This is a genomic window from Streptomyces sp. NPDC102274 (assembly GCF_044766385.1).
GTDB lineage: Bacteria > Actinomycetota > Actinomycetes > Streptomycetales > Streptomycetaceae > Streptomyces.
In genome coordinates this window covers 203,869-223,690 of the sequence record NZ_JBIWLW010000003.1, presented here as the reverse complement: position 1 = coordinate 223,690, position 19,822 = coordinate 203,869, and the positions used below count along the sequence as shown (strand labels likewise).

At 70.5% G+C, this 19,822-nt stretch carries 20 protein-coding genes; 6 read left to right on the top strand and 14 right to left on the bottom strand.

All coding sequences use genetic code 11. The features are described 5' to 3' along the window. Positions 1–78 precede the first annotated feature (78 nt). The gene (locus ACIRQP_RS05565) at positions 79–636 is read left to right on the top strand and encodes a PPA1309 family protein (RefSeq protein WP_403883875.1); all 558 of its coding nucleotides are present in this window, start codon (positions 79–81) and stop codon (positions 634–636) included. 39 nt (positions 637–675) lie between these two features. Here ACIRQP_RS05565 and ACIRQP_RS05560 read toward each other — a convergent pair whose 3' ends face one another. From ACIRQP_RS05560 to ACIRQP_RS05545, 4 genes are all read right to left on the bottom strand, one after another. Next, a complete protein-coding gene (locus tag ACIRQP_RS05560; protein ID WP_403883872.1) occupies positions 676–1,764 on the bottom strand; it encodes a PDZ domain-containing protein in 1,089 nt (362 codons plus the stop codon). Positions 1,765–1,869: 105 nt separating this feature from the next. Then, positions 1,870–2,055 carry a hypothetical protein gene (locus tag ACIRQP_RS05555; protein WP_403883869.1) on the bottom strand — a complete coding sequence of 62 codons (186 nt, stop codon included), beginning with the start codon at positions 2,053–2,055 and terminating at the stop codon, positions 1,870–1,872. A gap of 165 nt (positions 2,056–2,220) precedes the next feature. After that, positions 2,221–2,679 carry a molybdenum cofactor biosynthesis protein MoaE gene (locus tag ACIRQP_RS05550; protein WP_403883866.1) on the bottom strand — a complete coding sequence of 153 codons (459 nt, stop codon included), beginning with the start codon at positions 2,677–2,679 and terminating at the stop codon, positions 2,221–2,223. Positions 2,680–2,789: 110 nt separating this feature from the next. Then, positions 2,790–3,902, bottom strand: coding sequence for an SDR family oxidoreductase (locus tag ACIRQP_RS05545; protein WP_403883863.1), 1,113 nt, complete (start codon positions 3,900–3,902; stop codon positions 2,790–2,792). A gap of 308 nt (positions 3,903–4,210) precedes the next feature. On the opposite strand from ACIRQP_RS05545, the gene ACIRQP_RS05540 reads away from it, so the two are divergent. Both ACIRQP_RS05540 and ACIRQP_RS05535 read left to right on the top strand, forming a co-directional pair. After that, positions 4,211–5,656 (top strand): zinc-dependent metalloprotease, encoded by a 1,446-nt coding sequence (locus ACIRQP_RS05540; protein ID WP_403883860.1) that lies wholly within the window; start codon positions 4,211–4,213, stop codon positions 5,654–5,656. Then, on the top strand, positions 5,653–6,186 hold the full coding sequence (locus ACIRQP_RS05535) for an NUDIX hydrolase (protein ID WP_403883857.1): 534 nt from the start codon (positions 5,653–5,655) through the stop codon (positions 6,184–6,186). The genes ACIRQP_RS05540 and ACIRQP_RS05535 overlap by 4 nt, the downstream gene beginning before the upstream one ends. 182 nt (positions 6,187–6,368) lie before the next feature. Here ACIRQP_RS05535 and ACIRQP_RS05530 read toward each other — a convergent pair whose 3' ends face one another. From ACIRQP_RS05530 to ACIRQP_RS05515, 4 genes are all read right to left on the bottom strand, one after another. Further along, complete coding sequence (locus tag ACIRQP_RS05530; protein WP_403883854.1) at positions 6,369–7,127, bottom strand: AIM24 family protein; 759 nt, start codon at positions 7,125–7,127, stop codon at positions 6,369–6,371. Positions 7,128–7,143: 16 nt separating this feature from the next. Next, positions 7,144–7,824: an AIM24 family protein gene (locus tag ACIRQP_RS05525; RefSeq protein ID WP_403883851.1), complete on the bottom strand. Its 681-nt coding sequence runs from the start codon at positions 7,822–7,824 to the stop codon at positions 7,144–7,146. A gap of 13 nt (positions 7,825–7,837) precedes the next feature. Next, positions 7,838–9,481 (bottom strand): TerD family protein, encoded by a 1,644-nt coding sequence (locus ACIRQP_RS05520; protein ID WP_403883848.1) that lies wholly within the window; start codon positions 9,479–9,481, stop codon positions 7,838–7,840. 134 nt (positions 9,482–9,615) lie between these two features. Further along, positions 9,616–10,239 carry a M48 family metallopeptidase gene (locus ACIRQP_RS05515; protein ID WP_403883845.1) on the bottom strand — a complete coding sequence of 208 codons (624 nt, stop codon included), beginning with the start codon at positions 10,237–10,239 and terminating at the stop codon, positions 9,616–9,618. 245 nt (positions 10,240–10,484) lie between these two features. Here ACIRQP_RS05515 and ACIRQP_RS05510 point away from each other — a divergent pair, with 245 nt between their 5' ends. Next, entirely contained in the window at positions 10,485–11,633 is a 1,149-nt protein-coding gene (locus ACIRQP_RS05510; RefSeq protein WP_403883842.1) for a TOMM precursor leader peptide-binding protein, read from the top strand. A gap of 42 nt (positions 11,634–11,675) precedes the next feature. Further along, positions 11,676–13,103: an ABC1 kinase family protein gene (locus tag ACIRQP_RS05505; protein WP_403883839.1), complete on the top strand. Its 1,428-nt coding sequence runs from the start codon at positions 11,676–11,678 to the stop codon at positions 13,101–13,103. Between the two features lie 126 nt (positions 13,104–13,229). Here the strand turns inward: ACIRQP_RS05505 and ACIRQP_RS05500 are convergent, their stop codons facing one another. From ACIRQP_RS05500 to ACIRQP_RS05485, 4 genes are all read right to left on the bottom strand, one after another. After that, positions 13,230–13,553, bottom strand: coding sequence for a hypothetical protein (locus ACIRQP_RS05500; RefSeq protein ID WP_403883836.1), 324 nt, complete (start codon positions 13,551–13,553; stop codon positions 13,230–13,232). Beyond that, a complete protein-coding gene (locus ACIRQP_RS05495) occupies positions 13,550–13,918 on the bottom strand; it encodes a WhiB family transcriptional regulator (RefSeq protein ID WP_403883833.1) in 369 nt (122 codons plus the stop codon). Before ACIRQP_RS05495 ends, ACIRQP_RS05500 begins: the two co-directional genes overlap by 4 nt. A 172-nt stretch (positions 13,919–14,090) precedes the next feature. Beyond that, a complete protein-coding gene (locus ACIRQP_RS05490) occupies positions 14,091–14,435 on the bottom strand; it encodes a hypothetical protein (RefSeq protein ID WP_403883830.1) in 345 nt (114 codons plus the stop codon). Positions 14,436–14,602: 167 nt separating this feature from the next. Next, positions 14,603–16,810 (bottom strand): ATP-dependent DNA helicase UvrD2, encoded by a 2,208-nt coding sequence (locus tag ACIRQP_RS05485; RefSeq protein WP_403883827.1) that lies wholly within the window; start codon positions 16,808–16,810, stop codon positions 14,603–14,605. Positions 16,811–17,018: 208 nt separating this feature from the next. Between ACIRQP_RS05485 and ACIRQP_RS05480 the strand changes: the two genes are divergently transcribed. Further along, positions 17,019–17,261 carry a mycoredoxin gene (locus ACIRQP_RS05480; protein WP_249954276.1) on the top strand — a complete coding sequence of 81 codons (243 nt, stop codon included), beginning with the start codon at positions 17,019–17,021 and terminating at the stop codon, positions 17,259–17,261. Positions 17,262–17,379: 118 nt separating this feature from the next. Here ACIRQP_RS05480 and nudC read toward each other — a convergent pair whose 3' ends face one another. Together nudC and ACIRQP_RS05470 are read right to left on the bottom strand one after the other, a co-directional pair. After that, entirely contained in the window at positions 17,380–18,324 is a 945-nt protein-coding gene (nudC, locus tag ACIRQP_RS05475; protein WP_403883825.1) for an NAD(+) diphosphatase, read from the bottom strand. A gap of 71 nt (positions 18,325–18,395) precedes the next feature. Continuing rightward, on the bottom strand, positions 18,396–19,808 hold the full coding sequence (locus tag ACIRQP_RS05470) for a dipeptidase (protein WP_403883822.1): 1,413 nt from the start codon (positions 19,806–19,808) through the stop codon (positions 18,396–18,398). Positions 19,809–19,822: the final 14 nt, after the last annotated feature.

Sequence of the window (19,822 nt, the reverse complement as noted above, 5' to 3'; positions counted from 1 at the left end):
CGTAGAGCCCACCCATGCAACTTACTGAGGCTTTACCTAGTTCCCGTACCCGGGTGCGAAGGAGGCAGGATATTGGCCATGTCCAACGTCTCTCCCTCAGGCACTCCCATGGCCGCGAGCCCGCTGACCCGCGCGGTGCTCGAAATCGACGAGTACGCGTCCGGGCTCGGCTGGGACCAGCCGGCCAGGCTCTTCGCGCTCGTCGACACCGCGCGGCTGCGCACCGACGAACCGGAGCTCGCGGCCCAGCTGGGTCTCGACGACGCCGGGGCGGTCGCGCCCCTCACCCCTATCGAGCAGGACGAGATCCCGTCCGGCACCCCGCTGGACGAGTTCCTCGCCACCATCGCGTGGCCCGGGGCGGTGGCGGGCTGCGCGATGACGGTCGAGCGGCTGATGCTGCCGCCGTCCGCGGAGGCGTCCGTACCGGAAGGTCTCGACGAGGCGGGACTCGCCTCGTGGGTCTCCGACCACCCGGAGCGTCAGGAGGTACGGATGACCGTGGCCGTGCTGCGTGACGGCGCCCGGGAGTCGGCTCTGCGGCTGCGCGAGAAGGATTCTCCGAGCGAGGTCCTCACCGGCTCGGGGCTGGTCCCGGGGCTCGCCGAGGCACTCTCCGCCACGTTCGAGTCGTAAGCGACTCCTTATCCGCTCCCGTTCCCGGGGCGCGGCCGGTCAGCTCGCCGAACAGCTCGGCAGGCCGGCCGTGTCCCCGGCGCGGATCTTGTCCAGGGACTTCGTGGCGTCCGCGATGGTCTTCACCCTGACCAGCGTGAGGCCGCTGGGGATGTCGGAGACCGCCGCCGCGCAGTTCTGGTCCGGTGTGAGGAAGTACTCGGCGCCCGCGGCGCGCGCTCCCACGAGCTTCATCTCGATACCGCCGATCGGGCCGACCTCGCCCTTTTCGTCGATCGTGCCCGTACCGGCGACGAACGAGCCGCCTGTCAGAGAGCCGGGGGTGAGCTTGTCGACGAGGCCGAGGGAGAACATCAGCCCGGCGCTCGGTCCGCCCACGTCGGCCAGCTTGATGTCCATCGTGAACGGGAACGTGTGGGCGGTCCCGGCCTGGATGCCGACGATCGCCCGGTCGTCGTCGGGGGACTTCGCCGTGGTGACCGTGACCTTCTCGCCGCCCTGGGGCTCCTTGCCCGCCTTCTCCGCCGCCTTCGCCTCGTCGGCCGGGACGATGGTGAAGGAGACGTCCTCGCCGGGCTTGTGCTGGGTGACGAGCTTCGCGACGTCCTGCGGCTCCTTGACGGCCGTACCGTCCACGGCCTTGATCACATCACCGGCGTGCAGTGTGCCCTCGGAGGGGCTGCCCTTGATCACGGAGGAGACGATGATCCGCGACGACACCGGGACATTCAGCTGCCGCAGGGCGGCGACCTTGGCGCTCTCCTGGGACTGGCTGAACTCCTCGGCGTTCTCCTGTGTGGACTGCTCTTCCGTCTTGCCGTCCGGATACAGGGTGTCGTGCGGCACCACCACGTTGTCGTGGGCGAGCCAGCCGTAGACCGCTTCGACGATGTTCATGTTGTAGTCCGCGCCGGTGACCCTGACCGTCGTCATATTGAGATGACCCGAGGTCGGATACGTCTTGCGGCCGGAGATCCGGAGTACGGGCTCACCGCCCGCGTCACCGAGTGTGTTCACCGTCGGCCCGGGGCTCATCTCCGCATACGGCACTTTGATCAGCACGCCTGCGCAAAGCAGCGCGATGAGGACGAGGGTGGAGGCGAGCATCGTGGCGGTGCGGCGTGGCATGGAACGACAGTACGGGAAGGGTCTGTCAGTACACCCCTGGGGCCGGTCCGTACGGGGTCGCGGGCGGCGGGGCCGCGCGATGACGACGTACGGACCGCGACGACGTCAGACGGCGTCGGACTCGGCGGGAACCGAGCCGGAGGGTGCCTTCTCCATCGCGTCACGGAACCGGGCGTAGCCGTTGAGCTCGGCTATGTCCCCGATCGTGCGGTCCCTGGAGACCCAGCTTCCCCATATACCGGCGCCTATGACGGCGAAGAGTGGAATCAAGAGCCAGGCAAGTGCGGCCATTTCGTTCTCCCGACCTCAAGTGAGCGTCTCTGACTGACCGATCAGCAGATAAGCATCTGCTGATCCAACGCTGCTGGCAGGGGTGCGGTTACGCAAATCGGGCCCTAGGGGTACTGACCGGGTTTCAGACGATGCCGGTCGAGCAAAGCGCGCGCGCGGACCTCTTCAGACGCCGACCCACTCCTCCGTGCCGTCCGCGAATTTCTGGTGCTTCCAGATCGGGACCTCGTGTTTCAGGTCGTCGATCAGCTTCCGACAGGCCTCGAACGCCTCCCCGCGATGCGGGCAGGAGACCGCCACGACGACCGCCAGATCTCCGACCTCCAGATCACCCACACGGTGGACAGCGGCCAGAGCGCGCACGGGATAGTCGGAGACGACCTTCTCCGCGACGCGTCGCAGCTCCGCCTCGGCCGTGGGATGGCTGGAGTAGCCGAGGGTGTCGACGTCGGCTCCGCCGTCGTGGTTGCGCACCGTGCCGACGAAGAGCGCCGTGCCGCCGGCCGCGTCGTCGCCGACCGCGCGGAAGACCTCGTCGACGGTCAGCGGGGTGTCGCGTATCGCCAGCAGCCGGATCGGGTCCTGTGCCGCCTGCTCGCCGGGGTGGGAATGCGTGCTCGCCATGGACCCATCGTGCCGCACGGCACTGACATCGCGGAACAGCGCTTTCGCGCGGCCGGACGCGACGGTGCGCCCCGGGGCCGGTCCGCAGCGCTCGTTCAGAGCCTGCGCTGCTAGAGCCTGCGCCTCGCCTTGCGGGCCCGTCGTACCAGCGCGGCCGTACCGAGCAGCGCCACCGTCGCGCCCGCCGCGCCCGCTGCGGTGGCGTCCTTGCGGCCGAGCCGGCGGCCCGCCACCGTGTGGCGGCCCTCCACCTCCTCCAGGAGCGCGGCGAGGACCTCCTCGTTGGTCCAGCGCGGCCGCCAGCCCGCGTCGTGCAGCCTGCCGACGCTGACCACCCAGGGATGCATGGTGTAGGCGAGGTCGCCGGCGGGCGAGGGGGTGAGGCCGATCCTGTGCAGCCGGGCGGCGGCCCCCAGGGCGACCGCCGACGGCAGTTCCATCCGGCGGATGCCGCTGAGTTCCTCGACCTCCTCCTGCTCCAGCCAGCCGTCGCAGCCGACCGCGAACTCGCCGTCGGCCTTCTCCAGCGCGGCGTACTCCAGCGCGCTGACCAGATCGTCGACATGGCAGAACTGCCAGGTGGGGCGGGATCCCGCGACGACGAGCAGCCGCGGCGACTCGAAGTAGCGGGTGAGAGCCGTGTCGGTGCCGCCGACCAGGACGGCGGGGCGTACGACCGTCACATTGAGGCCGGGGTGCGCGCGGGGCGCGCGGCGGCCGAGGCGCTCGATCTCCAGCAGATCGCCGACGCCGGTCGCCTCGGCGGTGGCGCGCAGCTCCGCGTCCTCGGAGAGAGGGATGTCGTTGTCCGGCAGCGCGCCGTAGACCATGGCCGAGGTGCAGAGCACGACCCGGTGCACCCCCGCGGCGGCGGCCGCCGTGAGCACGGTCTGCGTGCCGCGCACGTTGTACGCCGTACGCGCGGTCGCGTCGGTCTCCAGGTCGAGATCGAGCGCGAGATGTACCACCACATCCGCCCCGCGCAACTTCTCCGCGATGGCCGGATCACGGACGTCGAGGAGGTGCCACTGCGCCTCGGAGACCTCACCCCTGCGCTCGTCGATGGCGATGACCTGCTTGATCTCCTCGGACGCGGCCAGGCGGCGGGTGAGCAGGTCGCCCACTCCGGAGGCGGCGCCGGTGACCGCGACGACGGGGCCGCGGGACCGGGGCGTGGTTGAGCGGTTTCGCGCTGCGCGAACCTGCGGATCTGGGGAACTCACCGGGCGTCTCCAGCGGTTGTCTTCAATACGTACGTGAATGACGCGTACGTACCAGGTGATGTCCATCCTGCCGCAGGCCATGGTCCGGCGGAGCATCGAGCCCGGAAGCCGCCCGGGTGTCGAAATGGTATGGGGCCGTCGGAGGCGGGAGACACAGCAGGTCGAAGGCAGGGTCCCGGGTAGTGCGGCCGGGCGCGGCCCGCGGCCCGCGAAGACACCCTGACCCGCCCGTGCCGCTTAGGCTGGGTGGTGTAGCCGGGCAGCCGCCGCCGGCAGCACGCCGGCGGCCCTACGAGCCGAGGAACCCCGTGAGTGACACCCCATTCGGATTCGGCCTTCCGCCGGAGGAGCCGGAGGACGGCGACGGCAAGAAGAAGGACCCCGCCGGAGGTGGTCAGGGTGCCGGTGGCGGTCCCGTGAACCCCTTCGCGGGGTTCGGGATGCCGGGCGGCGCGGGCGGTGCGGACAATCCGTTCGCCGCGATGTTCGGCTCGCTCAACCCCAACGACCTGGGCGCGGCCTTCCAGCAGCTCGGCCAGATGCTGAGCTACGAGGGCGGTCCCGTGAACTGGGACATGGCGAAGCAGATCGCCCGCCAGACGGTCGCCCAGGGCACACCGGACGGCACGAAGGACGCGAGCGTCGGACCCTCCGAGCGCGCCGCGGTCGAGGAGGCCGTACGGCTCGCGGACATCTGGCTGGACGGCGTGACGTCCCTGCCCTCCGGTTCGAACACGGCCGTGGCGTGGAGCCGCGCCGAATGGGTCGAGGCGACGCTGCCCGCGTGGCAGCAGCTCGTCGATCCGGTGGCGGAGCGGGTCGGTACGGCCATGGGTGAGGTGCTGCCCGAGGAGATGCAGTCCGTGGCGGGTCCGCTGATCGGCATGATGCGCTCCATGGGCGGCGCCATGTTCGGCCAGCAGATCGGACAGGCCGTGGGCGTGCTGGCGGGAGAGGTGGTCGGTTCGACCGACATCGGGCTCCCGCTCGGCCCGGCGAACAGGGCCGCGCTGCTGCCGCTGAACATCGAGGCGTTCAGCAAGGACCTCGGGGTCCCCAAGGACGAGATCCGGTTGTATCTGGCCCTCCGTGAAGCCGCCCATCAGCGGCTCTTCGCCCATGTGCCCTGGCTGCGGTCGCACATGTTCGGCGCGGTCGAGGGCTATGCCCGGGGGATCAAGGTGGACACGACCAAGCTGGAGGACGTGGTCGGCCAGTTCGATCCGACCCATCCCGAGGAGCTTCAGGAAGCGCTCCAGCAGGGCATGTTCCAGCCCGAGGACACACCCGAGCAGAAGGCCGCGCTGGCCCGTCTCGAAACGGCGCTCGCGCTGGTCGAGGGCTGGGTGGACGCGGTGGTGCACGAGGCCGCGAAGTCCAGGCTCACGGGCGCCGACGCGCTGCGCGAGACGCTGCGCAGGCGGCGCGCCTCCGGTGGTCCCGCGGAGCAGACCTTCGCCACCCTCATCGGTCTCCAGCTGCGCCCGCGCCGGCTGCGGGACGCCTCGCGGCTGTGGGCCTCGCTCACGGACGCGCGAGGCGTCGACGGCCGCGACCGTCTGTGGGAGCACCCGGACATGCTGCCGACGGCGTCCGACCTCGATGACCCGGACGGCTTCGTCCACCACGAACAGCTGGACTTCTCCGAGCTCGACAAGATGCTCGGCGAGGCGGCGGACGGCAAGCCGAACCTCCGCAAGGACGACGGTGACAACGCCGGACGGGACGACGACAAGGGCGACAGCGGCAAGTGAACCCCCACGACGACGCGGTCCTCGTACTGAAGGGTTACGAGGACCAGCCGGAGCTGCGCGGGCTCTATCAGGACCATCTGGCCGCTCATCCCGACGCGATGTGGAAGTCCTGCGGGGCAGGGCATCTGACGGCCAGCGCGCTGGTGATCGATCCGGACCGCGGCCGGGTTCTGCTGACCCTGCACAAGAAGCTCGGCATGTGGCTCCAGATGGGCGGCCACTGCGAACCGGGTGACACCTCGCTGGCGCGGGCGGCGCTTCGGGAGGCGACGGAGGAGTCCGGGATCGAGGGGCTGACGCTGCTGGCGGGCGGCCCCGTACAGCTGGACCGGCACGCGATCCCGGCCCCGTGCCACTGGCATCTCGATGTCCAGTACGCGGCGTTGGCGCCTTCGGGAGCGGTCGAGGCGATCAGCGAGGAGTCACTGGACCTGCGGTGGTTCTCCTACGACGAGGCCGCGACGGTGGGCGACGGCTCGGTCGTACGACTGGTGGAGCGCACCCGCGCCGCGCTGCGAGGCCGAGGCTGAGCTGCGAGGCCGAGGCCGCGCTTCAAGGCTTGGGACGGGCACGACGGCTGAGAAGGGCGGGAGCGGCTGCGAGCGCGAGAGCCGCTGAGAAGGGGCGGCCCCGTGCGAGCCGCCCTCTTCCGCCGGTCCGGAACCCGGTCGCTCCCATCCGTCGGCCCTCCGCCGGCCCGGAATCTCCCGCGTCAACGACTCCAGACGTTGTTCTGGTTCTGGCCGTGGGCGCCCTGCTGGCCGACCCCGAACTGAGCCCCGAGGCCCTGCCCGATCGCCGCGTGCTGCGGCGGCATGACCTCGCTGGGCTGGACCAGCGCGTAGCCCTGGCCGAGGAAGCTCAGCTCCCAGCCCTCGCCGGTGTTGCCGCGCCGCCGCAGCACCCCCGAGGAGTGCGTCTGCGCCTGCATCTGCACCCGCAGGCCGGAGGACCACGCGACGACCGCGTCGGCGTCCGCGTTGACGTACTTCTCGGGCGTGACCTGTATCATCAGCGGCTGGCCCGAGGTCATCAGGGCGACCTTGCCCCGGCCGGAGATGTTCAGCTGGTACTTGCCGGAGCCGGAGATCCCGTACTGGCTGTCCACCGCGATGACTTCGGTGTGCAGCGTGGAGTCGAGCGCCAGCACATAGGCGCTGTCCACCGTCATCCCCTCGTGGTCGACGTCCACCACATGGATGTACTGGGCGAGATTGGCCAGATAGACCGTGCCCTGCCCGGAGCAGCGCATCAGCGCCAGTCCCTCACCGGTACGCGTGCGGGACTGGCGCTGGCTCTGCGACTGGTACTCCCCGTCGAAGTCGATCAGTCCCTGGTAGGCGACCATCGCGCCCTTGCGGGCGAGGACATCGTCCTGGCCGGTGAGCGCGACCCGCAGCAGCTGCGGGTTCTGTACCGCGTAGCGGTCCTGGGACTGCTGCTCGGTGTACGCGAAAAGCGGACTCTGCATGGTGTGTTCTCCCCCCTCAGCCCTGGACCCGCAGGCGGTCGGTGCTGTCCTCGCTGGGCTGTACGACCACGATTCCCGAGCCGGAGAAGGCCATCTGGTAGGCCTCCCCGCTGCCGCGCCCGATCAGCGCCGATGCCTTGAAGCTGCGTTTGCCCTTCACCTTCAGGGCCGGCGACCAGGCGACGAGAGCGTCCGGGTCCACATAGGTCTCGTCCTCGCCGCGGCCGCAGTCGACGACGATCGGGGTGCCGCGTGAGGTCAGGGCGACCCAGCCGGTCCCGGAGATCTGTACGTTCCACAGCCCCTGGCCGGCGAACTTGGCCAGCCCCTTGACGCGCTCGACGCCCCACTGGAGGTGCGCGTCGAAGGCGAGCAGATTGGTGCCGTTGACCGAGAGCGCGTCGTTGTCGAGGTTGATGACGACGACGTCCGCGCCGTAGTCGGCGAGATAGAGCAGACCGTCACCCGCGCACTTCATCAGGGGCGTGCCCTCGCCGGTCACCCACTGGGAGGCGACCCGGCGGATGGCGGGCGGGTTCGGCTCGTACTGGATGAAGCCCTCGTAGGCGACCATCGAGCCGGTGCGCGCGAACAGGTCCTGGCCCGAGGCCATCGCGACCTTGAGCATGGCGCGGCCGTGGTTCTCCATCCGGGCCGCGACGGGGGTGGGGGCATAGCCCGCGAGCTGCTGGTTCATTGTCCGGGCTCCCTCAGACCTCGTACGGCTGGACGACGATGAAGTTGCCGGGGGCTCCCCGGAACTGGAGGTTCACGGTCTCCCCGCTGTGGCCGGGGTACGCGTTGCGGCGCAGCCTGACCTGGCTGGAGATGATCACCTGGGACGCGGCCGACCAGGCGACGACGGCATTGCAGTCGGCGAAGGTGGTGGGCGTGACGGGCAGGACCACCGGGGTGCCATGGGTCTTGACGACCACGGTGCCCGTGCCCTGGAACAGCATGGTGAACAGCGCGCCGCCGGGAATGCCGTGGCCCTCGATACGGCGGACCTCGTACTGGAGGCTCTCGTCGAAGGCGAGGACGTTCTCGGCGGAGACACAGATGCCGTCGCCCTGGAGCTCGACGGGGTGCAGATGTGCGCCCTCCTCGGCGAGGAAGACCTGTCCCTTGCCCGTGCAGCGCATCAGCTGCATCTCCTGGCCGGTGGCGTTGCCGACGATACGGCCGGCGAAACCGGCGCCCTTGTAGCCGAAGTCGACCTTGCCCTGGTACATCACCATGCTGCCCTGCCGGGCGAGGACCGGACTGCCGCCCTCGCCGAGGTCGACGCGCATCAGCTGGCCGTTCTGCGAGGTCCAGCGCTGGCCCGTGGGCAGTTCCCTGTACGGCTGAAGGGCCGCCTGGAGACCGGCGCCGCCGCGCGGCACGCCCTGCGGGACACCTTGGGGGACGCCCTGGGGCGGTCCCGGCGGCTGCTGACCGTAGGGCGCGGGAGCGGGCTGACCGTAGGGCGTCGGGGCCGGCTGTCCGAACGGGGCGGCGGGCGCGGGCGCCGGCTGACCGTACGGGGCGGGCTCGGACCGGCCGTAGGGCGCGGGCGCCTGCGTGGGTTGGCCGTACGGAGACGGCGCGGGCGCCGGCGGATGGACCGTACCGCCCGGCGGGGTCATCGGCGCCACGATGGTCGGCGCCGTGTGCACGGGCCGCGGCACCGGGGCGGGCGCGGGCGCCGGAGCAGGCGCGGGAGCGGGCGCCTGGGCAGGCGGTCCGGCCGGAGCGCCGAACGCGGGCGGCGGGGTGCTCTGCGCGGGCGGGGCGAAGGCGGGCGGGGCGCCGCCGGCGATCGGCTCCGGCACGGCCGGTTCCTCCTCGGCGACCTCGCCGCCGAAGTTCTTCAGCAGCGCGTCGAGACCGCCGTCGAAACCCTGGCCGACGGCGGCGAACCGCCATACGTCCTTGAGGTAGAAGTCACCGAGCATCACAGCGCGCTCGGTGGTGAACTCCGAGCCGGTGAAGGCGTATCGGACAACTTCCTCGCCGCCCGCGACGATACGGATGTATCCGGGGCCGACCTGGGACATCTGTCCGGCACCGTCAAGGGTGGCGGTGAACGAGAGCTTGTGGATATTCGCCGGAATACGGTCCAGGGTCACCCGGAACGACTCGGTGTCGCCCGCCTGCGCGCCCAGCAACTGAAGGGATTCTTCAGGGGACTTCGGCTGATTGAAGAAGATGAAGTAACGGTCGTCCGAGAGCTGCTCGTTGGCGTCGAGGCCGAAGCAGCTGATGTCGAAGCTCAGCCCGGGGCCGGCGATCTGCACACCTACGTACAGATCGGTCCCCGCCGTGAGATCACTGATCTTGGCCTTGTGGCCGCGCTGGAATTCCCTGGCCATGCGTAACGACCGTCCCCCATCCGGATGGTGATTGCGTCGCGTCAGGCTAACGGCTGAGGCTGACAATCGGCCCAGCCGGTACACACTCGGTACAGGATCGCCGAATGGACAGAAGTCCCGGCGGCCGGCGGCCGTCATTCCCCCCGCGCGACGGGCAGAAAGGGCAGCCGCTCCGCCGCGACCACGCCTTCGAGATAGCCCCTGGCCCGCTCGGTACGGGAATACGCCTCCAGCAGGCGCCAGAAGCGCGTGCCGTGTCCCGGCACGAGCAGATGGGCCAGCTCGTGGACGAGTACGTAGTCGACGACGTACTCCGGCATGCCCTGGAGCCGGTGCGACAGCCGGATGCTGCCCTCGGCGGGGGTGCAGGAACCCCAGCGGGTGTTCTGGTTGGTGACCCATCTGACCGACGCGGGCCTGGCCCGTCCGCCGAGGTACTGGTTCGACAACCGCTCGGCCCGTGCCGTCAGCTCGCTGTCGCCGAGGACGCGCTTGCTCTCCTGCGCGGCGAGTTTGTCGAGCATCACCGTCACCCAGCGCCGCTCCTCCGCCTCCGACATCCGGGCCGGGATGAGCACGATGGTCCGGTCGCCCTCGCGGTATGCCGAGACCGTTCTGCTGCGGCGGGTGCTTCTGCGGACCTCGACAGCGCTGGTCCCCGGGCCGCGGGGCGGGCGGCCCGGCACGCGCCGCTCGTCACTTCCGGCGCTGCGCGATGGGGTCTCCCCCGCCAGGCGAGGGGAAGGATCGGCGGACACGCCACGACGTTACCCGCTGTGTGTGGAGGAAGTCCCGCCTCCGCGAGGGTTCTCCCTTGATCCACTTCCTGCACGGCAGGATTTGAACGACTAATGACGCCCGCTGTGGATAACTTTCCGCACCGTCGAGAGCTGTCTTGCATTCTGAGAACACGAATCCGGGGGCCCGGGACATTCCGGAGTGATCACAGAGCACAAGACGAGAACAGAGCACAAGACGAGAGAAGACAAATGGGGAGGCCGATATGCATCCGACGGTGAAGCCCGCGCTGCGTCGCGCGTGGCGGGAGCGGCAGACCGTGCAGTTCGGGATCACCCCCGCGCACGCGGTGCTGGTGGGTCCGGTCGATACGGCCACGGGCAGCTTTCTGGAGCTGCTGGACGGGACGCGCGGGTTGCCGCTGCTGCGGGAGGAGGCCCGCGCGATGGGGCTGCCGGACGGCCTGGCCGATTCGCTGGTGACACGGCTGACCAGGGCGGGGCTGATCGACGATCCGGACGCGGGCGGCGGCGCGGCCGACGCGTTGCGGAAACGGACGGCGGTGCTCGACCGGATGCGGCCCGATCTGGCATCGCTCTCCGTCGTCCATCCGGAGCCGGGGGCGGGCGTGCGACGGCTGGCGGCGCGCCGCACGACGCGGGTCCAGGTCCGTGGCGCGGGACGGGTGGGGGCGGCGGTCGCGGCGGTGCTTTCGGCCTCCGGGGTCGGGCGGGTCGATGTGCTGGACAGCGGGTGCGCCCAGGTGTGGGATGTGTCACCCGGCGGACTGCCGACGCGGTCGGTGGGTGACCGCCGGGACACGGCGGCCCGGCAGTTGGTACGGAAGTCCGCGCCCGGACGCGCGCCACGGGCGGCGGAGTTCGCGGAGTCGGGCGGCGAGGGCGAGCCGGGTCTCTCGCTGGTGATCGTCGCCCCGCGGGACGGGCTCGCGGCCTTCGCCCCCGATCCGGCGCCTGCCGAGCCCTGGATCTCCACCGGAACTCCCCATCTCTATACGGGAGTGATCGAGGCCACGGGCGTGGTCGGACCGCTGGTGTTGCCGGGCGGCACGGCCTGCGCGGGGTGTATCGCCGGGGAGCGCGCGGACCGCGATCCGGGATGGCCGAGGATGCTGGCGCAGTGGCGCTCCGGGCGCGGTGCCGACGCCGTACCGGCCTGTGACCTGGGGCTGGCCACCGCGGTGGCGGGTCTGGCGGCGGCCCATGCCCTGTCGTTCCTGGACGGGGAGCTGCCGGCCAGTACGGGTGCGCGGTGGGAGGCGTCACTGCCGCTGCTCGACTGGCGGTCGGAACGGATCGCACCGCATCCGGAGTGTCCCTGCGGGGCGGCGGGCCGAAGAGAGGGGGAGCGCATGGCCGGGACGGCGGCGTCGCACGACACAATGGCGGGATAACCGCCGTACGCGACATGGCTGTCTGGGACTAGGAGGGGCTCAATGTCTGATCTTCCCCGGAAGGCGGTCACCCGTACCGCGAAGCTGGCCACACTGCCGCTGGGCTTCGCGGGCCGGGCCACATGGGGGCTCGGCAAGCGGATCGGCGGGAAGTCCGCGGAGATCGTCGCGCGGGAGCTGCAACAGCGCACGGCCGACCAGCTCTTCAAGGTGCTCGGGGAGCTGAAGGGCGGAGCGATGAAGTTCGGGCAGGCGCTGTCCGTCTTCGAGTCCGCGCTGCCGGAGGAGATCGCGGGGCCCTACCGGGCGGCGCTCACCAAGCTCCAGGAAGCGGCGCCGCCCATGCCCACCCGTACGGTGCACGCGGTGCTGGCGGAGCGGCTGGGCGAGGAGTGGCGCGAGCTGTTCCTGGAGTTCGAGGACAAGCCGTCGGCCGCCGCCTCGATCGGCCAGGTGCACCGGGCGGTGTGGCACGACGGACGCGAGGTCGCGGTCAAGGTGCAGTATCCGGGGGCGGGTGAGGCGCTGCTGTCGGATCTGACCCAGCTGAGCCGGTTCGCCAGGCTGCTGGGGCCGCTCGTCCCGGGGATGGACATCAAGCCGCTGATCAACGAGTTGCGCGACCGGGTGTCCGAGGAGCTGGACTACGCCCTGGAGGCCGAGGCACAGCGGGAGCACGCCGCGGAGTTCGCCGACGATCCGGATGTGGTGGTGCCCGATGTGGTGCACCAGGGCGATCAGGTGCTGGTCACGGAGTGGATCGACGGGAAACCGCTGGCGGAGGTGATCTCCGACGGCACGCCCGAGGAGCGCGACCGGGCCGGGCAGTTGCTGGCGCGGTTCCTCTTCTCGGGCCCCGCGCGTACGGGCCTGCTGCACGCGGATCCGCACCCGGGGAACTTCCGGCTGCTGCCCGCGGCGGACGCCGGGGAGGGGGACGACGGCCCGGACGGTGAACTGCGGCTCGGCGTGCTGGACTTCGGCACGGTGGACCGGCTGCCTGGTGGGCTGCCCGACACGATCGGTGAGGCGCTGAGGATGGCACTGGAGGGCGACGCCCAGGCGGTGTACGACCTGCTGCGGGACGAGGGGTTCGTCAAGGATTCCGTCGATCTCGACCCGGACGGGGTGCTGGAGTATCTGCTGCCGATCATCGAACCGGCGGTGGTGGAGGAGTTCACCTTCACCCGCGGCTGGATGCGCGCCCAGGCGGCACGGATCGCTGACCCGCGCTCCCCCGCCAACCAGTTGGGCAAGCAGCTGAATCTGCCGCCGTCGTATCTGCTGATCCACCGCGTGACGCTGAGCACCATCGGAGTGCTCTGCCAGCTGAGCGCGACGGTACGGCTCCGGGGCGAGCTGGAGGCATGGCTGCCCGGGTTCGTGCCGGAGCCTGGCGACGAGGACGAGGTGCTGTCACCACCGGTCGGAGCCGAGCCTGCCCTCGACCGCTCTGATGTGGACGCGTGAGCAGTCACCGCACGTGGCGACGACAGCCCCACCGGGTCCGGGTGGAAAACAACGCGGCGCGGGGGCCGGTCCGTCGGGACCGGCCCCCGCGCAGTGACAGCTACTGGCGCTGTCTGAAGGTGTCGCCTACTGCATGACGGCCATGGCGAGCGCGCGGCGGGCGCGCATCGATACGCGCTCGGCGCGGCGCTGCATCCGCCGAGCGGCGACCAGGCGCACGGCCCGGCGTTCCGCGTCGGCTTCCCGCATGCGCTCGTTCATATGCGCGCGTGCCAGGGCTTCTGGAATGAGTTGCATCTCGCGGGTCCTGTTCTGACGCGAGTCGTTCGCGCCCATGGTGGTGACGACTGGGGTGGCGGAGCCGCACGGCTCGCTCGGGGAAGAGGTCATCGGAGCCTGCTTCTGGGGATCGTGCGTGAGGGGGCGGTCGATGGTTCCGGAGACGTTCATGCCGAAACCGGGTTCTTGCGCGGACGGCCACGAGGCCGCTTGCGGGCAACCACGACGCCCTGGACGAAGAGTTCCCCACCCCAGACACCCCACGGCTCGCGCCGCTCCTTGGCGCCGGCGAGGCAGGCCTCGATCAGCGGGCAGGTGCGACAGAGCGCCTTGGCGTACTCGACATCGGCCGGGGACTCGGCGAAGAAGACCTCCGGGTCGTAGGCACGGCACGGAACGGGCACGCCGAGGTTCTCGATGGCGTCGTCGAGCGCGGTGAGCGCGGTGAGCGGGGTCAAGGTGGAGTCCTCCGTGGGGCCGGGCGGGGTGATCGATTCGGAAGGCGGTACGGACGGGGCGTGCGCTTCGAGTTGCACGGGGTGTCGTTCCTCGTCTGGTCGGTCCGGCCTGTTGGCCGGGTGTCGGCTGGTACCGGGTGGTGCGTGTCCCGAGGCCCCTTCGCTCTGTCTCTCCCGTTCGGGACAAACAGAAGGGCCGCGGATCCCGGGTGGGGTTCCGCGGCCCTGAAGGCGCCGGCCTGATGGTGGATCAGGCTGGATCACTCCAGGGTTCGAGCCCACGGAAGGCCCACATCATGTGGTGCTGCGTCTGCTTCTTCGTTTCGGCACCGGTCGCCGCAAAGGCATAGGCCTTGGCCTCTGCCGCTGCTACTCCTGCTTCCAGTGCCCCGCTCGGTCGCTCATTGCGCTCCAGGACATTGCCGGCGCACTTCCGGACAGGAAGGGCCGACAGACCTGCGGGACGGACGGCGGAGGCGCCGGACAGACCACTGGCGATGAGCTCGGAACGGGAGATGCCGAGCGGGCAGACGGAGACGACCGAGAGATCGGTCATTTTGGCGGTGCTGATGAAGCTTGCGTTGATGCTGATCACTGGAATCGCCTCCTCTCGGCGTCTCAAGGACCGGCCCGAAGGCCCGTCACACGTATGTGGACAAGTAGAGCACGGTAACGGGGCTTCGGAGAAGCCGTTGTTTCCGTGGTTAAGAACCTATGGGGATTCCCGGGGCGGGCGCAAACTATTTTTGGGCCGAGTTTGCCTCAGCTGTCCCGATCGGCTTCCGCGCGCTCTTCACCTGCGCAGATGGCCAGTACATCGGCTCCGAACCGGTCCAGCTTGCGGCCGCCGACACCGGCGATCCCGGCCAGCTCACCCGGGCTCCCGGGCACAGCCTCGGCGATGGCCATCAGCGTCTTGTCGGTGAACACGCAGTAGGCGGGCTGGCTCAGCAGCTGTGCCTGGTCGGCGCGCCAGTCACGCAGCCGCTCGTAGAGCGCCTCGTCCATGTCCGAGGGACAGTCCTCGCAGCGCATCAGCTTCATCTCGCCGGCGTCCGTCAGCGTCTTGCCGCACACCCGGCACAGCACCGGGCCGCGCCGCTTGCGCCGGGCCGCGCCCGCGCGCTCCACGGGACCGCCCGCTCCCGCTCCCGCGCCCCGGGCACCCGGGGCCACGGACCCCGGACGCAGCCCGTTGAGAAAGCGGGTGGCCCGCCGGGAGGCCCGGCCGCCGGGAGAGCGGGAGAGCGCCCAGGAGAGGGAGAGATGCGACCGTGCCCGGGTGACACCGACATAGAGCAGCCTGCGCTCCTCCTCGATCTGCTCGTCGGTCTTGGCGTAGGTGATCGGCATCATGCCCTCGGTGAGACCGACCAGGAACACGGCGTCCCACTCCAGGCCCTTCGCGGCGTGCAGCGAGGCGAGCGTGACGCCCTGCACCGTCGGCGCGTGCTGCGCGGCGGCGCGCTCGTCCAGCTCGGCCACCAGATCGGCGAGCGTCGCCGACGGCTTGGCCCGTACGAAGTCCTCCGCGAGCCGGACGAGGGCGGCCAGCGACTCCCAGCGGTCACGGACGGCGCCCGAGCCCGCCGGGGGTTCGGTGGTCCAGCCCTTCGTGGAGAGCACCGCCCGCACCTGTGACGGCAGCTCGACCACATCGTCGAGCAGGGAGTCATTGCCCCCGAAGCGGGCCGCACCACGCAGCGCAGCGCCCGCTTCCCGTACTTCCTGGCGCTCGAAGAACCGCTCGGCGCCGCGCAGCTGGTAGGGCACGCCCGCGTCGGTGAGAGCCTGTTCGTAGACCTCCGACTGGGCGTTGATCCGGTAGAGCACGGCGATCTCGCCGGCCGGCACGCCCGCGGCGATCAGATCGCGGATACGGCGGGCGGTGCCCTCGGCCTCGGCGGGCTCGTCCGCGTACTCCGCGCGGACCGGCTCGGGGCCGGGCTCGCGCTGCGAGATCAGTTCGAGACGGTGCTCGGCGGCCCGGCCGCGCGCCTGGTTGAGCAGGCCGTTGGCGAGGTGGACCACCTGCGGGGTGGAGCGGTAGTCACGGACCAGCTTCACGACCGTGGCGCCCGGATGCCGGGTGCGGAAGTTCAGCAGATGGTCGGGGGTGGCGCCGGTGAAGGAGTAGATGGTCTGGCTCGCGTCACCGACCACACAGAGGCTTTCCCGGTCCCCCAACCACAGGTCGAGCAACCGCTGCTGGAGCGGGCTGACGTCCTGGTACTCGTCCACCACGAAGTGCTGGTACTGACGGCGGATCTGGTCGGCGATGTCATGGCGGTCCTGGAGGATGCCGACCGTGAGCAGCAGGACGTCCTCGAAGTCGATCACCGAGCGCTCGCGCTTCAGCTGCTCGTACATCCCGTAGATCTGGCCGATCTCCGCAGCGTCACGCGGAGCTTCGCGGGAGGACTTGGCGACGGCCGCCGGATAGTCGGCCGGCACGGTCTGGGTGACCTTGGCCCACTCGATCTCGGCGGTGACATCGCGCAGTTCATTGCGGTCGAGCCTGATCCGGCAGCGGGCCGAGGACTCGGCGACCAACTGCACCTTGCGGTCCAGCAGCCGGGGCAGCTCCCCGCCGACCGCCTTGGGCCAGAAGAACTGGAGCTGGCGCAGCGCCGCGGAGTGGAACGTACGCGCCTGCACCCCGCCCGCGCCGAGCTGGCGCAGCCGCCCGCGCATCTCGCCCGCGGCGCGGTTGGTGAACGTGACGGCCAGCACGCTGCCGGGCTGGAGGATGCCCGCGCGCACGCCGTACGCGATCCGGTGGGTGATCGCGCGCGTCTTGCCCGTGCCGGCCCCGGCCAGCACGCACACCGGACCGTGCAGGGCCGTCGCCACCTCGCGCTGCTCGGGGTCGAGCGCGTCGAGCACCGCGTCGGCGTCGCGCGGCGGGGGCACGATCTGGCCGACGTCGGATTCCCGCGGGAACAGTGGGGAGTGCGTTGCTGCTGTCACCCCGCCATGCTGCCAGGTCTCCCGGGACAGGTGCGGCGGTTGTCCACAGGGGTGCCGCACCGGTCGTACCGATGCGTTCGTACGACCGGTCCTGTGGATGGCCGTGCGCCCTGGGGAATGGTGGCCGGGTTACGCGCGTTCGACAGACTGCGGGCGACGCATTCAGCGAGATGTCCGAGATTTCGACGAGGCAGAGGAGCCGAGAGACATGCCGGGCACTGTGACGATGTACAGCACCACGTGGTGCGGATACTGCCGTCGGCTCAAGGGCCAGATGGACCGTGAGGGCATCGCGTACACCGAGATCAACATCGAGCAGGACCCGGAGTCGGCGGCCTTTGTCGAGAAGGCGAACGGCGGCAACCAGACGGTACCGACAGTGCTGTTCCCCGACGGCTCCACGCTGACGAACCCTTCGCTGGCCCAGGTCAAGCAGAAGGTCGGCGTCTGACGACGCGGCCATCGCACGACAGAGCCCCCGCCGGACCGCTGTCCGCGGGGGCTCTGTCGTGTGCCGTACAGACAGGCGGTGCTCGGACTCCGGCGGTTGATCGGACTCCGGCCGGTGATCAGGGCAGCGGCTTCGGCAGGGGCTTGCCGTACCAGAGCTCCACCAGGCGCGCGGCGATGGAGATGCCGGCCGGGGGAAGGATCTCGCCCGTCTCGATCGCCGTCCGCAGATCCTCCCGAGAGAACCAGCGCGCCTCCTCGATCTCCTCGCCGTCCACCGTGATGTCCGAGGACGTGGCGCGGGCCATGAAGCCCAGCATCAGGCTCGACGGGAACGGCCACGGCTGGCTGGCGATGTACTCGACCTCGCCCACGGTGACGCCCGCCTCCTCGAAGACCTCGCGGGCCACGGATGTCTCGATCGACTCGCCGGGCTCCACGAAGCCCGCCAGCGTGGAGAACCGCCCCTCGGGCCAGTGGACCTGGCGGCCCAGCAGCGCGCGGTCGTCCTCGTCGGTGACGAGCATGATCACCGCGGGGTCGGTACGCGGGTAGTGCTCGGCGCCACAGGCCTGGCAGCGGCGGATATGGCCGACCGCCGCGATCACGGTGCGCTCGCCGCAGCGGGAGCAGAAGCGGTGCAGCCGCTGCCAGTTCTCCAGCGCCACCGCGTGCACCATCAGGCCCGCGTCGCGCGCGGAGAGCAGCATCCCGGCCTCGCGCAGCCCCGCGGGCCGCGCCGACTGGTCCATCCGTCCCGGGAGCGAGTCCTTCTGGAGCGCGAAATAGCGCACTCCGTCCTCGTCCGTACCGAGGAAGTAGCGGTGCGTCTCGGTGAGCGGCGCCTCGAAGGCCGGGGTCATGACCAGTTCGGTACGCCCGTCAGGGGTGTCGTCGATCAGCACCTGGCCGCCCGAGACCACGAAGACGCGGGTCGTCGGATGGCTCCAGGCAGCCGCCAGCCATGCCTCGTCGAGGCGGTGGTGCGCCGCGCGGTCGATACCGCTGGGGGCGGTGAGGCCGATGGGTCGGTGTGCGGTGGCGTCACTGCTGATGGTGCTCACAGGTACTTCCAACTCCCCCGGGTGGATTGGTTTCTGGTCAGCGGAGTATGCGGCGGGACAGGGCGGGGCGTTCAACGCGCGGGTCCTGTCCCCGGCGCGGGGGCAGCCAGCTCGCTCCAGAGGTGGGCCGTGGTCTCCACACCTTTGAGGAGCAGGTCGAGTTCGACCTTCTCGTTCGGCGCGTGCCAGCCGTCGGACGGTACGGAGATGCCCAGGAACAGCACGGGGGCGCCGAGCACGTCCTGGAGGTCGGCGGCCGGTCCTGAACCGCCCTCCCGGGTGAAGCGGATCTTCTGCCCGAAGGCGCGGCCCATGGCCCGTACGACCGACTGGAGCGCGGGATGGTCCAGCGGGGTCAGACAGGGACGCGTGGCCGCGCCGAAGCTGATCTTGATCCGGATACCGGCCGGGATCCTGGCCTCGGCCCAGTCGCGTACGGACCGCTCGATACGGTCCGGGTCCTGACCCGCGACCAGCCTGAACGAGAGCTTCAGATGGGCGGAGGACGGGATGATCGTCTTGCCTCCCGGGCCCTGGTAGCCCCCGCCGATGCCGTTGACCTCGGCGGTCGGGCGGGCCCAGACGCGTTCCAGGGTGGAGAAGCCCGCCTCGCCGAGGGTGCCGTGCGACTTCGCCGTGCGCAGCCACTCCTTCTCGTCGAAGGGCAGCTCCGCGATCAGGGCGCGCTCGGCCTCGGTGAGTTCGGCCACACCGTCGTAGAAGCCGGGGACCGTGACGCGTTCGTGTTCGTCGTGCAGGGCCGCGACGAGACGGGCGGCGACGGTGGCCGGGTTCGGGACGGCTCCGCCGAAGGAGCCGGAGTGGATGTCCTGGTCGGGGCCGTACAGCTCGATCCGGCAGTCGGCGAGCCCGCGCATACCGGTGCAGACGGTCGGGGTGTCCGCAGACCACATGCCCGTATCCGAGACGATCACGACATCGGCGGCGAGGCGGCCGGCCCGCTCCTCGGCCAGCGCGCGGAAGTGCGGGGAGCCCGATTCCTCCTCGCCCTCGACGAGGAGCTTGAGGTGGACGGCGGGTGTCGTGCGGCCGGTGGCGGCGAGATGCGCCCGTACGCCGAGTGTGTGGAAGAACACCTGCCCCTTGTCGTCGGCGGCGCCGCGCGCGTACATACGGCCGTCCTGGACGACCGGCTCGAAGGGGTCGGTGTGCCAGCCGTCCTCGGGGGCGGCGGGCTGGACATCGTGGTGACCGTAGACCAGCACGGTCGGGGCGTCCGGGTCTTCGGAGGGCCATTCCGCGAAGACGGCGGGGGCGCCCGGGGTGTCCCAGATCTCGGTGACCGGAAACCCGGTCTCCTTGAGCTTCGCGGCGAGCCAGTCGGCACTGCGCCGCACGTCAGCGTCGTGGTCGGGGTCGGCGGACACGGAGGGGATGCGCAGCCAGTCGGCGAGGTCGGCGAGGAAGGCGGTGCGGTGGGTCTGGATGTACGTACGGACGACGCTGTCCGGGGTGTCGCTCATGATTACGAGCCTAA